Annotated in this window: 10 protein-coding genes; 5 read left to right on the top strand and 5 right to left on the bottom strand. The window is 63.2% G+C overall.

Annotated features, from left to right (window positions below):
• Positions 1-17: 17 nt before the first annotated feature.
• A complete protein-coding gene (locus AC07X6_RS20155; RefSeq protein WP_494792149.1) occupies positions 18-3,329 on the bottom strand; it encodes a S41 family peptidase in 3,312 nt (1,103 codons plus the stop codon).
• 203 nt (positions 3,330-3,532) lie between these two features.
• Between AC07X6_RS20155 and AC07X6_RS20150 the strand changes: the two genes are divergently transcribed.
• The 5 genes from AC07X6_RS20150 to AC07X6_RS20130 all read left to right on the top strand — a co-directional run bounded on the left by AC07X6_RS20150 (position 3,533) and on the right by AC07X6_RS20130 (position 9,466).
• Positions 3,533-4,582, top strand: a complete 1,050-nt coding sequence (locus tag AC07X6_RS20150) for a quinone-dependent dihydroorotate dehydrogenase (RefSeq protein WP_494792148.1) — start codon at positions 3,533-3,535, stop codon at positions 4,580-4,582.
• On the top strand, positions 4,582-5,628 hold the full coding sequence (locus AC07X6_RS20145) for an aldo/keto reductase (RefSeq protein WP_494792207.1): 1,047 nt from the start codon (positions 4,582-4,584) through the stop codon (positions 5,626-5,628). Before AC07X6_RS20150 ends, AC07X6_RS20145 begins: the two co-directional genes overlap by 1 nt.
• Before the next feature lie 315 nt (positions 5,629-5,943).
• Entirely contained in the window at positions 5,944-8,367 is a 2,424-nt protein-coding gene (locus AC07X6_RS20140) for a TonB-dependent receptor plug domain-containing protein (RefSeq protein ID WP_494792147.1), read from the top strand.
• 137 nt (positions 8,368-8,504) lie between these two features.
• Positions 8,505-9,116, top strand: coding sequence for an immunity protein Imm33 domain-containing protein (locus AC07X6_RS20135; protein ID WP_494792146.1), 612 nt, complete (start codon positions 8,505-8,507; stop codon positions 9,114-9,116).
• Positions 9,113-9,466, top strand: coding sequence for an MmcQ/YjbR family DNA-binding protein (locus AC07X6_RS20130; protein WP_494792145.1), 354 nt, complete (start codon positions 9,113-9,115; stop codon positions 9,464-9,466). The genes AC07X6_RS20135 and AC07X6_RS20130 overlap by 4 nt, the downstream gene beginning before the upstream one ends.
• Here AC07X6_RS20130 and AC07X6_RS20125 read toward each other — a convergent pair.
• From AC07X6_RS20125 to cysT, 4 genes are read right to left on the bottom strand one after another with little or no spacing between them, the layout of a single operon-like run.
• Positions 9,463-10,395 carry a CysB family HTH-type transcriptional regulator gene (locus tag AC07X6_RS20125; protein WP_034785189.1) on the bottom strand — a complete coding sequence of 311 codons (933 nt, stop codon included), beginning with the start codon at positions 10,393-10,395 and terminating at the stop codon, positions 9,463-9,465. The two genes, AC07X6_RS20130 and AC07X6_RS20125, sit on opposite strands and share 4 nt — an antisense overlap.
• 12 nt (positions 10,396-10,407) lie before the next feature.
• Complete coding sequence (locus AC07X6_RS20120; protein WP_035821525.1) at positions 10,408-11,478, bottom strand: sulfate/molybdate ABC transporter ATP-binding protein; 1,071 nt, start codon at positions 11,476-11,478, stop codon at positions 10,408-10,410.
• Position 11,479: 1 nt separating this feature from the next.
• Complete coding sequence (gene cysW / locus AC07X6_RS20115; RefSeq protein ID WP_230539751.1) at positions 11,480-12,406, bottom strand: sulfate ABC transporter permease subunit CysW; 927 nt, start codon at positions 12,404-12,406, stop codon at positions 11,480-11,482.
• Entirely contained in the window at positions 12,403-13,212 is an 810-nt protein-coding gene (cysT, locus tag AC07X6_RS20110; protein WP_099408869.1) for a sulfate ABC transporter permease subunit CysT, read from the bottom strand. Before cysT ends, cysW begins: the two co-directional genes overlap by 4 nt.
• Positions 13,213-13,419 lie beyond the last annotated feature (207 nt).

Below are 13,419 nucleotides of genomic sequence, written 5' to 3'. Positions count from 1 at the left end.
CGCCCCTTTTCCATTGCCTACTTGCTCTTGTCCGGAAACGCCGGACGTGCAGGCCGCGCGGGCGGGTTCTTCGCCAGTTCGGCCTGGATCACCTCGATCGCCTTTTCCAGCTGCGGATCGCGCCCGGCGATGACGTCGGCCGGCGTTTGCTCGACTTCGATATCGGGCGGCACGCCTTCGTTTTCCACGCCCCAGCCGTTTTCGCGCGTCCAGAACGCCAGGTTCGGCGCCGTGATGGAGCCGCCATCCATCAGCACGGGGAAGCCGAGAATGCCCACCAGGCCGCCCCACGTGGCCTTGCCGATCAGCGGACCCATGTTGTTCTTACGGAACATCCACGGCAGCAGGTCGCCGCCCGAGCCGGCCGTCTCGTCGATCAGCATGGCGCGCGGCCCCTGGATCGAGGCGGACGGCGTCTTCATGTCGGCGCCATAGCGCATGGTCCACCAGGCGATTTCCTTCTTCTGCAGGATCTCGATGTAGTAATCGGCCACGCTGCCGCCGCCATTGAAACGCTCATCGACGATGATGGCCTGCCTGTCCGCCTGCGGGAAGAAATAGCGCTTGAAGTAGGTGTGGCCCAGTCCCGCCGTATTCGGCACGTACACGTAGGCCACCTTGCCATTGGTGGCCGCATTGACCTTGCGCATATTGCCTTCGATCCAGTCGCGGTTGCGCAAGGCATCCTCCGTCGGCACGGGCACCACAGTGATCGTGCGCGCGCCCTTGCCGTCGGCCGATGGCCCCACGGTCAGGTCGATGGCCTTGCCGGCCGTGTTCTCGAAGGCGCTGTACAGGTTGGTCGGCGGCAACAAAGGGCGGCTGTCGACGGCCAGCAGGTATTCGCCCGCCTTGACGTTCAGGCCCGGCTCCGTCAGCGGCGCGCGCAGGGCCGGATTCCAGTTCAAGCCGCCATACACCTTCTTGAAGCGGTAATGGCCGTCGCGCACTTCATAATCGGCGCCCAGCAAGCCCCCGGGCACCTTCTTCGTCTCGATAAAGTCGTCGCCGCCGCCGCCGCGGTGGTGGCCCACGGCCAGTTCGCTGCACATCCACTGTATCAACCGGTTCAGGTCCGCGCGGCTGGACAGCTCGGGCAGGAACACGGCGTACTTGTCGCGCATGGCCTTCCAGTCCACGCCATGCATGCCCGGGTCATAGAAGTAATCGCGGTTGATGCGCCACACTTCATTGAAAATCTGCGTCCACTCGGCGCGCGGATCGGCCTTCACCTCGATGGCGTCGACCTTGATCTTGCCTTCGCCGGGCGCCAGCAGCTTGCCCGTGGCGGAGCCCATGGCCCAGTTGTCCTTCTGGCGGTACAGCAGCTTCTTGCCGTCGGCCGAGACCTCGAAATCATCGGCTTCGGCCACCACGGTTTCCGCCTTGCGCTCCTTCAGATCGAAGCGCTGCACGGCCTTCTTGCCGTCGCTTTCGCGCAACAGCAATATCTGCCCCGCGGCGCCGGCCGTCAGGCTGGAAAACTGCGCGGCAGGCAGCGGCAGGTCGACGATGCGCGTGGCGATACCGTCGAAATCGATGCTGATCGGCGCCACGGGCGCCACCGTCACTTTCGGGTCGTCGCGGCCCGTCTTCGGATCGGTCTTCGGCTCGTTCTTAGGCTCCGCTTCCGCCTTCGCCGTGTCTTTTTTACTCTCCGCGCCGGCGGCCTTTTCCTCGTCGCTTTCCTTGATCAGCGGCGACGGCAGGTCGCGCCGCAGCACAGCCATCCACACGGTGCGCGTCACCAGATTGTCCTCATTCTGCTGCGAGAACCAGTTGTTGCTGGGGCCAGCATTCGTCGACGCGAAGAAGTACAGGTATTTGCCGCTCTTGTCGAACACGGGCTGGGCCACGTCGGACAGGCCATCGGTGACGGGCATCGACTTGTTCTGCTCGACGGAATAGATGTAGGCGCTGCGCGTGTAGGTGGGCGAATTGAGCGTGTAGGCCAGCCAGCGCGAATCGGGCGCCCACGAAGCGCGCATGCTCTTGTCGACGCCATACATCGGCTCCGTGGCGATCTTTTGCACCTTGCCGTTGCCGACGTCGATCACGTACATGCTCCAGCCATTGTCGGCAAACGCGATCTTCCTGCTGTCGGGCGACCAGACGGCGTTGTCATAGAAGCCGCTGCCATTGAGCTTGAGCTTTTTCACGGCGCCCTTGCCGTCCTGTGCCCGCACATGCAGCGCATATTCTCCCGACTCGTCCGAGAAATACGCGACCGAGCGGCCATCGGGCGACCAGATCGGCGTGCGCTCGTGCGCGCCGGCCGTCTGCGTCAGGTTGCGCACGTCGCCCTTGTCGGCGGGGATGGTGACGATCTCGCCCCGGTATTCGAAGGCGATGCGCGCGCCCGACGGCGAAATCGACGCGTCGCGGATGTATTTCGCATTCTTGACCCAGCGGGGGCGCGTCTGCCCCAGGTCGCTGGCCACGCCGATGCTCAGCTTGCGCGCCTGGCCGCTGGCGATGTCAAACGAGTGCAGATAGCCGGCCTGCTCGTAGACGATGGTGCCGTTCGCGGCCGACGCGTTGAGCACGGGGAAATCCTTGTGCTGCGTCAACTGGCGCACGGCCTTCGTCTTGACGTCGTAGGCAAACAGGTTGAATTCGCCGTTGCGGTCGGAGCGGAAGTACACGCTGTCGCCTATCCACATCGGGTCGACGTCGTTCGAGCGCGTGGTCGGCTGGGGGATTTTTTCGATCGACTTGTCGCTGGACGAAAACAGCCACAGCCAGGAATTGGTGCCGCCCCGGTAGCGCTTCCACTGTTTGAAGGCGGGCATCAGGGGGTTGTAGGCGATGCGCTTGCCATCGGGCGAATACGTGGCGCGCGACGCGTTGGGGATTTCCAGCTGGGTTTCCACGCCGCCCGCCACGGGCACCGTGAACAGCTTCTGGAAGCGGTTATTGAAGGCGGCGCGGGGCGAGGTGAACATCACGGACTGACCATCGGGCGTGAACGATTGCGCCAGATCAACACCCGGGTGGAAGGTCAGGCGGCGCGGCACGCCGCCGGCCGCCGCTATTACGTACACGTCGACATTGCCGTCGATGTTGGCGCTGTACGCGATCAGGCTGCCGTCAGGCGAAAAGACGGGATTGGACTTGTCGCCCAGGTCGGACGTCAGGCGCCGCGCGCCGCCGCCGTCGAGGTTCGATAGCCATAAATCGCCCGCATAGATGAAGGCGATGTGGCGGCTGGAAACGGCCGGTTCACTCAGCATGCGGGTGTCTTGCGTATTGGGCAGGGCCAGGGCCGGGTGACTCAGCAGCAATGCGCTGGCGGCCGCGATAGCGGTCAGGATGCGTGTCTTTTTCAATCGATGTCTCGCTTATGAAGTCAAGGGAACAGGGAAGAAACAGGAAAGTCCAGGGCTCGATGCAGATTATCAAGGGATTAATATTGCATCAGACCAACAAGAACTATACACCCGGCCGCCGCGCGGAACACGGTAAAATACGGCACTTATTTCGCGCGCCGCCAGCCCTTCCCGGCGGCCCGCACACCTACTCAAAGCGCCCCATGTCTGAAAAATTCCTGTACTCCCTCGCCCGCCCGCTGCTGTTTTCGATGGATGCCGAAGCGGCCCACCATTTCACCCTGCCCGCCCTGAAACGCGCCAGCGCGCTGGGCCTGACGAAGCTGGCCGGCAAACCGGCTGCTGATCCGCGCACGGTGATGGGCATCACCTTCCCCAATCCCGTCGGCCTGGCCGCCGGCCTGGACAAGGATGGCGCCTATATCGATGCGCTGGCCGACCTGGGTTTCGGCTCCATCGAAGTGGGCACCGTCACGCCGCGCGCGCAGGCGGGCAATCCGCAACCGCGCATGTTCCGCCTGCCGCAGGCGCAGGGCATCATCAACCGCATGGGTTTCAATAATGGCGGCGTGGACGCGTTTGTCGCCAACGTGCAGGCGTCGAAGTTCTACCAGGAGCGCGCCGGCGTGCTGGGCCTGAACATCGGCAAGAACGCCGATACGCCCATCGAGCGGGCCGCCGACGACTATCTGCTGTGCCTGGAAAAAGTCTATCCGTACGCCAGCTATGTGACGGTGAACATCTCGTCGCCGAACACCAAGAATTTGCGCCAGCTGCAGGGTGCGTCCGAACTCGACGCCCTGCTGTCGCAATTGAAGGATGCCCAGGCGCGCCTGGCCGACAAGCACAAGCGCTACGTGCCGCTGGCCCTGAAGATCGCCCCGGACATGGATGGCGAGCAGGTGAAAAGCATCGCCGAGTCGCTCACGCGCCACCGCATCGACGGCGTCATCGCCACCAACACGACCCTGTCGCGCAGCGCCGTCGAAGGCATGCCGCACGGCGCCGAGGCGGGCGGCCTGTCGGGCGCGCCCGTGTTCGAGCTGTCGAACAATGTCATCCGTTTGCTGAAGGCGGAACTGGGCGACGCCCTGCCCATCATCGGCGTGGGCGGCATCATGCAGGGCAAAGATGCCGTGGCCAAGTTCGAGGCGGGCGCGCAACTGGTGCAGCTGTACAGCGGCCTGATCTATGCGGGTCCGGCCCTGATCAAGGATTGCGCGCGCGCGCTGCGCGGCAGGCAGCCGGCATGATAGCCAAGGTCAGACTCGGTTCCAGCGGCCTGGAAGTGAGCCGGATCTGCCTGGGCACGATGACCTTCGGCGAGCAGAACAGCGAAGCCGAAGCGCACAGCCAGCTCGATTACGCGCTGGAACGGGGCATCAACTTCATCGACACGGCCGAAATGTATCCGGTGATGGCCAGCGCGCAGACGCAGGGCAGCACCGAGCGCTACATCGGCAGCTGGCTGAAGAAAAGCGGCAAGCGCGGCGACATCGTGCTGGCCAGCAAGGTGGCCGGGCCGAACTCGCGCATGCACTGGATACGCAAGGGCAAGACGGATCACGACGCGGTCAACATCCGCGCCGCCGTCGAAGACAGTTTGCGCCGGCTGCAGACGGAGCACATTGACCTGTATCAATTGCACTGGCCCAGCCGCAACCTGCCCATCTTCGGCGCAAGCGTGTACAACCCGCGCAAGGAGCACGCGTCGGTCGCCATCGAAGACACGCTGGCCGTGCTGGGCAAGCTGGTCGACGAAGGCAAGATCGGCCACATCGGCGTGTCGAACGAATCGTCGTGGGGCGTGTGCGAATACATCAAGCAGGCCGAGCTGAAAGGCTTGCCGCGCATCGCATCGATCCAGAACCTGTACAACCTGACGGCGCGCCATTTCGAGACGAGCTTGCTCGATGAAACCTGCCACCGCGAAAACGTCAGCTTGCTGGCCTACAGCCCGCTGGCGTTCGGCCAGCTGACGGCGAAGTACCTCGACGATCCGCAAGCCCAGGGCCGCCTGACGCGCTTTCCGGCCGGCTGGAGTCCCCGCTACGTGCGCCCCGCCACCATCGCGGCAGCCAGCCAGTATGCGGCGCTGGCCCGCGCGCACGGCTTGACGCCGGCGCAGCTGGCGCTGACCTGGTGCTACTCGCGCTGGTTCGTCGCCTCGACCATCATCGGCGCCACCAGCGTGGCGCAGTTGCAGCAAAATATCGACGCCCATCAAGTTACCTTGTCGCCGGAACTGGTGGCGGCCGTCGACGCCATCCACTCTTGCCTGCCCAATCCGGGGCAGTAAGCCCCGCCGTCTGGCGGCGCGTACCGCCGCCAGACCCCCCCCCCCCCCCCCCCACTTCCCACGCCCATCGCAGATAGTCGTATTTATACAACAGCCGGCAATTTACTGCTGTGCAGCATTGCGGCCTTGCCGTACCCGGTCGTATGCTGGAAACGAGGCCATATGCGCTACGCGCACCATGTCGACGTCTTTCAGATATTTATTGCATATCGATAGACAGAACGATTCGTAAGCACGCCGCGTGCCCACTGTTAATCTGATTGCATCACCGGACCGCCATGGTCCGCGCAACCACCAACCGAAGAGATATCGTCGATGAGTTCAAGCACCGCCCGCCAACACGTTCCCGCCCTGCCCGTGAAAACCGTTATCGCCGCCAGCCTGATCGCCTGCTTCAGCCTGCCCATGCAGGCGCAAGCGCAGCAAGAGCTGCCGGCCGAAGGCGAATTGCAATCGGTAGTGGTCACCGGCACCTTCGCCAAGAACCGCCGCACCATCGATTCCGAATCGCCGATCGACATCCTCACCTCGCGCGACCTGCAAAGCACGGGTTCGGGCGAACTGGCCACCGTGCTGGCGCGCCTGCTGCCATCGCTGAACTTTGCCCGCGCCACGGGCGCCGACGCCAGCGACGCCGTGCGTCCGGCGCAATTGCGCGGCCTGTCGCCCGACCAGACCCTGGTGCTGGTGAACGGCAAGCGCCGCTATACCTCGGCCGTGGTCAACGTCAACGGCTCGCTGGGCCGCGGCTCGGCGCCCGTCGACCTGAACGCCATTCCCCTGGCCGCCATCGACCACGTGGAAGTGCTGCGCGATGGCGCGGCGGCCCAGTACGGCTCCGACGCGATCGCCGGCGTGATCAACATCATCCTGAAAAAAGGCGCGGCCGGCGGCGATATCGAAGTGGGCTATGGCCAGACGCAGGAACGCGACGGCAAGCAAAAATCCATCAAGGGTTCGGCCGGCTTCGCCCTGGGCGACGACGGCTGGGTGCGCGTCTCGGCGGAAGTGGCGGAGCGCGACCCGACCAACCGCGCCGGCGCCGACTTCCGCAATCCGCTGGAACCACGCTACGGCAAGGTCAACCAGCGCTATGGCGACCCGGAAAGCAAGCCGGCAACGATATTCCTCAACAGCGAATACCATATCAGCGACAACCTCGACTGGTATGCCTTCGGCAACTACGGCAAGCGCGACACGTCGGCCGCCGCTACCTGGCGCACGGCGCTGATCACGGACCCGAACAATTCGAAGCTGTTCGTCCAGCGCACGCCGATCTTCCCGGAAGGCTTCTTGCCGCTGCAAAACAGCACCCTGACCGACCAGTCCTTGGTGACGGGCTTGCGCGGCGAGGCGGCCGGCTGGCGCTGGGATGCCAGCATCAATTACGGCAGCAACAAGTTCGAGCTGGACCTGGACAACACGGTCAACCAGTCGCTGGGCGCGAACAGCCCCACGCACTTCTATGCCGGCTCGCTGAAAAACGAACAGACCGTATTCAACCTCGATGCGGCGCGCGAATTCCCCGTGGCCGCCTTCTCCGGCCCGCTGACGGTGGCCGTGGGTGCCGAAGCACGCCATGAAAAATACACGATCGGCGCCGGCGACGCAGCCTCGTACACGGGTAGCGGCTCGCAAGGCTTTGCCGGCTTCCGTCCCGCCAACGCGGGCAGCCACTCGCGCCACAACGAGTCGATCTATGTGAACCTGGAAGCGGAAGCGACGAAGAAACTGTCCGGCGGCGTGGCCCTGCGCCATGAGCGCTACAGCGACTTCGGCAGCACCACCTCGGCCAAGGGTTCGGCCCGCTATGCGTTCACGGACGCGCTGTCCCTGCGCGGCACGGTGTCGAGCGGCTTCCGCGCGCCATCGCTGGCGCAGCAGTACTACACCATCACCACCACCAACTTCCAGGTCGTCAACGGCGTCAACACGCCGATCGAGACGGGCACCTTCGCCGTCAACACGCCGCAGGCGCGCGCCCTCGGTGCACAAGACCTGAAACCGGAAAAGGCCCGCAACTACAGCCTGGGCCTGCAGTTCCAGCCCAACCGCAACTTCACGACGACGGTGGATGCCTACCGCATCGACATCGACAACCGTATCCTGTTTTCGGCCAATCTGATCCTCAACAATGATTTGAAGAGCATCCTGGCCGCGCAGGGCACGCCCGTGGGTTCGGGACGCTACTTCACCAACGCCGTCGACACGCGCACGGAAGGCGTGGACATCGTCAGCACCTACCGCATCGACCTGCAGGACAAGGACCGCCTGGACCTCACCGTGGCGTACAACCACAACAAGAGCACGGTACGGAAAATCGCCGACAATCCGGCCATCCTGACGGCCAACAACCTGAAACTGATCGACCGCCAGAGCATCGACCGCATCACGGTGGCCTCGCCGAAGGACAAGTTCAGCCTGGCCGCCGACTACGGCTTCGGCATCTGGAATGCGCACGGCGTCGTAACGCGCTACGGCAGCTTCACCGTGCCGCAGAACGACGTCAAGCTGGACCAGACGTATGACCCGCAATGGGTGCTGGACGTGTCCGGTTCCGTGAAACTGGGCAAGAACTGGCGTCTGGTGGCCGGCATCGACAACGTCACCAACCGCTACCCGGCGCAAGTGACGAGCAACGGTAACCTGAACGTCAACGGCACCCAGCCCTACAGCATCTTCGCGCCAAACGGCTTCAACGGCCGCTATTACTATGCCAAGGCTGGCTATAGCTGGTAATAGCTGGCAATAGAGCAAGGCAGCACGGGAGGCATTTGCCTCCCGTTTTCATTCCGGCCGGCTCCCTGGCGTACGGGTAGTCATCCTGGCCCGCAATCGGCTACCATGGGTGCTACTCTTCTTGAGAACGGATCACCATGCCCAGCTGGCACCTGGCCGACGCCGCCGAACTGGCGGCGCGCCATCGCTACACTTTCTATAAATCGCCGCCCGAGGCCATCGCCCAGGTGCGCCCCGGCGAGGTGGTCAAGCTGATCTTCGCCTTCCACAGCGACGATCCGCAGGCGCCGGGCGCCGAGCGCATGTGGGTGCTGGTCGACACGGTCGAGGCAAATGGCCACTTTACGGGCAAGCTCGACAACATGCCCGGCTACATCGCCGATCTGCGCGCCAAGGACCCCGTCGCCTTCGAGGCGCGCCACATCATCAATACGCAGCACGACGATGACGACAACCTCGTCAACCGCTACGCGGGCCTGTGCTTCGTGACGAAAAAAGTGCTGGAAGACGGCGCGCCCGTCGGCTACCTGTACCGCGAGGAGCCGGACAACGCCGACGACAGCGGCTGGCGCTTCACGGCCAACGACGAAAGCGACGACTACATGAACGACAGCGCCAACGTGGCCCTCGTCTCGCTGGGCGCCGTGCTCGGCGTGGACGACCGTTTTATTAAGCTGCTGGACGCTCCGGCCGGCGCGGCCTATGCCTTCGACCATAGCACGCAACAATTCATGGCGGTTGACGAATGACAAACGATGATCTGAAAGACTTTTGCGCAGCCCTGCCCGGCGCGCAAGCCGTGCTGTACGGTGCGCCGTCGAACATCCTCGTGTATGAAGTGGGCGGCAAGAAATTTGCGTATTTCAAGACCAGCATGCCCGAGCAGTGGCGCTTCAGCCTGCGCGTCAGCGCGGAACGCTTTGTCGAACTGACGGACATGCCGTGCGTGAAACCGGCCCGCTACATGGGCCGCTTTCACTGGGTCACCATCGTCGATGTGGCGCGTTTTCCTGCCGATTACCTGATGGAACTGGTGCAGGATAGCCATGCGCGCGCCGTGGCCAGCCTGACCCGCGCGCAGCGGGCCGCACTGGCTTAAAGCGCGTCCTCGCCCGCCATGGCGCGGTCGATGTCTTCGCGCGTCAGGTCCGGCGCCAGTTGCAGGATGAACTCGTAGGCATAGGCGCGCAGGTAGGCGCCGCGGCGCACGGCCAGGCGCGTCGTGTTGGTGGCGAACAGATGCGACGCTTCCACGGCCCGCAGCCCCTTGTCGCGGCCATGGTCGAAGGCCATCGAGGCGACGATGCCCACGCCCAGGCCCAGCGCCACGTATTGCTTGATGACGTCGGAATCCATGGCCGTGAGGATGATATCGGTGGCCACGCCCGCCTTGGCGAACGCATCGTCGATATGGCCCCGGCCCGTGAAACCCTTGTCGTAGGTAATCAGCGGGTATTTCGCCAGGTCTTCCAGGCGGATCGGCGAATGCTCGAGCAGCGGATGGCCGTCCGGCACGACGATCAGATGGCTCCAGCGGTAGCACGGGAACGACACGAGGTCGGGGAACTGGCTCAGGCCTTCCGTAGCGATGCCGATGTCGGTCTTGCCCGAGAGCACCCATTCCGCAATGTGCTCGGGTGCGCTTTGTTGTAGCGCAATACGCACCTCGGGGAAAGCGGCGCGGAAGCTTTGCACCACTTTCGGCAACGCATAGCGCGCCTGCGTGTGCGTGGCCGCCACGGACAAGGTTCCGCTGGTCTGGCCGCTGTATTCGAGGCTGGCCTGCTGCAGGTTTTCCGCCTCGATCAGCAGGCGGTCGACGATCTTCAGGATGCCCTTGCCCGGCTCCGTCAAGCCCGTCAAACGCTTGCCGTTACGCTCGAAAATCACCACGCCCAGCTCGTCTTCGAGTTCGCGGATTTGCCGGCTCACGCCCGGTTGCGACGTGAACAGGGCGTTCGCCACTTCCGTCAGGTTATAGCCGCGGCGGGCCGCTTCGCGGATCGATCGCAATTGTTGAAAGTTCATGGCTATCCTGTATCAAGTTCGGGTGGGTTCAACAAATACATGGAGGCGTTTCGGACGGACAACTAATGTCTCGCCTTCCTTCAGCTGCAGATGGGTAAAACGCTCGTTCGACATCACCGCTTCGATCAGTTCGCTGTTATCGACGCGCTGCAAGTCCAGCTGGGCCAGCGGGCCGATGGCATGCGCGCGGCTCAGTTTCACGACGATGCCTTCCGCACCCTGCGTGTAGCGGTCGATTTCCAGGTCGTGCGGACGCACATAGGCCGTGCCCTTGCTGTCGCTCACGCCCGCGTAATCGGGCACCTCGAAACTGGCGTCGCCCGTGGCCATCACGCCGTCATGCACGCGGCCGTGGAACAGGTTGACGTTGCCCAGGAAACCGTACACGAACGGCGAGGCCGGGTGGTTGTAGACTTGCTCTGGGGAACCGAGTTGCTCGACCGTGCCCTTGTTCATCAGCACCACCTGGTCCGCCACTTCCAGCGCCTCTTCCTGGTCATGCGTGACGAAAATGCTGGTCACGTGCAAGTCGTCGTGCAGGCGGCGCAGCCAGCGGCGCAATTCCTTGCGCACCTTGGCGTCGAGCGCGCCGAACGGTTCGTCGAGCAGCAGCACGCGCGGTTCGACGGCCAGGGCGCGCGCCAGGGCGATGCGCTGGCGTTGTCCGCCCGACAGTTGCGGCGGATAGCGGTCGGCCAGCCAGTCCAGCTGCACCAGCTCCAGCAAATCTTTCACTTTACGGCGGATCTGGTCTTCCGACGGACGCTCGCTGCGCGACTTCACGCGCAAGCCAAACGCCACGTTTTCGAACACCGTCATGTGCTTGAACAGCGCATAGTGTTGAAACACGAAACCGACTTGCCGCTCGCGCACGTGGCGGTTCGACGCGTCTTCCGCATCGAGCAGCACCTGGCCGCTGTCAGGATGTTCCAGGCCGGCAATAATGCGCAGCAAGGTTGTTTTACCGCAACCCGACGGGCCCAGCAGGGCCGTCAATTCGCCAGCGGGAAAGTCCAGCGAGATATTGTCGAGGGCGACGAAATCGCCGAAGCGTTTATTGATGTTTTTAACTGCGATGGTCATATCAGTGCTCCGTAGAACGTAAGGCGGAATCGTCGGCGTCGCTCTCGTTCAAACGCCACTCAATAAAGGCTTTCAAGGCCAGGGTCACCAGCGCCAGCAAGGCCAGCAGCGAGGCGACGGCAAACGCGGCGGCGAAGTTGTACTCGTTGTACAGAATCTCCACCTGCAAGGGCATGGTGTTCGTTTCGCCGCGGATATGGCCGGAGACGACGGACACGGCGCCGAATTCGCCCATGGCGCGGGCATTGCACAGGATCACGCCATACAGCAAGCCCCATTTGATATTTGGCAAGGTGACTCTGCGGAAAGTGTTCCAGCCCGAGGCGCCCAGCACGATGGCGGCCTCTTCCTCTTCGCTGCCTTGCGACTGCATCAGCGGGATCAGTTCGCGCGCCACGAAGGGGAAGGTAATGAAGATGGTGGCCAGCACGATGCCGGGCACGGCGAACAAAATCTTGATGTCGTGCGCCTGCAGCCACGGGCCGAACCAACCCTGGGCGCCAAACATCAGCACGTAGATCAGGCCGGAAATCACGGGCGAGACGGAAAACGGCAAGTCGATCAGGGTCAATAAAATGCTCTTGCCGCGGAACTCGAACTTGGCGATGCACCACGAAGCGGCCACGCCGAACACCAGGTTCAGCGGCACGGCGATGGCGGCCGTGATCAGGGTCAACTTGATGGCGGAAATCGCGTCCGGGTCGATGATGGCGGCGATATACGCTTCCCAGCCCTTCTTGAACGCTTCCGCAAACACGGCCACCAGGGGCACGATGAGGAATGTCGTCAGGAACAGCAAGGCGATGGTGATCAATACCGTGCGCACCCACAGCGGCTCCAGCACGACGGGGCCGACATTCGGCTCGAAGCGGCGCGCTGTCGGCCGCGCAGTGTCCACGCCAGCGGCGGCAGTCGTATTCGTACTCATGATTTCTTCGCCTTTCCGCGCGTCCATGCTTGCAGCAGGTTAATTGTCAACAACAGCAGGAAAGACACCACCAGCATCACCACGGCGATGGCCGTGGCGCCCGCGTAATCGTATTGTTCCAATTTGGTAATAATGAACAGCGGCGTGATTTCCGACACCATCGGCATGTTGCCGGCGATAAAGATCACGGAACCGTACTCGCCCGTGGCGCGGGCGAAGGCCAGCGCAAAGCCCGTCAGCAACGATGGCAAAATCGTGGGGAAGATGACGCGGATAAACGTTTGCAGGGAATTGGCGCCCAGGCTGGCGGCCGCTTCTTCCAGTTCCTTTTCCGCGTCTTCCAGCACCGGTTGCACGGTGCGCACGACGAACGGCAAGCCGATGAAGGTCAGCGCCACCACCACGCCCAGCGGCGTGAACGCCACCTTGATGCCCAGCACGCCTTCGATGAACTGGCCGAACCAGCCGTTCGACGAGTACAAGGCCGTCAGGGTGATGCCGGCCACGGCCGTCGGCAAGGCGAACGGCAAGTCGACCAGGGCGTCGATGATGCGCTTGCCGGGGAATTTATAGCGCACCAGCACCCAGGCCAGGATGCCGCCAAACACCACGTTCAGCAGGGCGGCGATCAGCGAGGCGCCAAACGTCAGGCGGTATGACGCCATCACGCGGTCGGACGTGACGGCGCTGAAGAAGGCGTCCCATGTCATGGTGAAAGTTTTCAGGAACACCGACGACAAGGGAATGAGGACGATCAAGGCCAGGTAAAAGAGCGTGAAGCCCAGTGACAGCTTAAACCCCGGCATGACCCGAAACGGCGCTCCGCGCGCCTTGGGCGGCGCTAGTGTTGCTTCAGACATGGAAACCCCTTCTTATTACATTTTTGAGTTATAGGGCGCAATAATCACATGCAATCGTTATAAAAAGAACTAACCATTTCTCATTTGCTTAGATGGATTTTGCATACTTGCCGGCAGAATCGGCGGGCGAAAAAAGGGGTCGGACCCTGCGGG

This window comes from Janthinobacterium sp. GW460-12-1-14-LB5 (assembly GCF_059423585.1).
The sequence above is the reverse complement of the archived record's forward strand: the minus strand, read 5'-3'. Positions and strand labels throughout refer to the sequence as shown.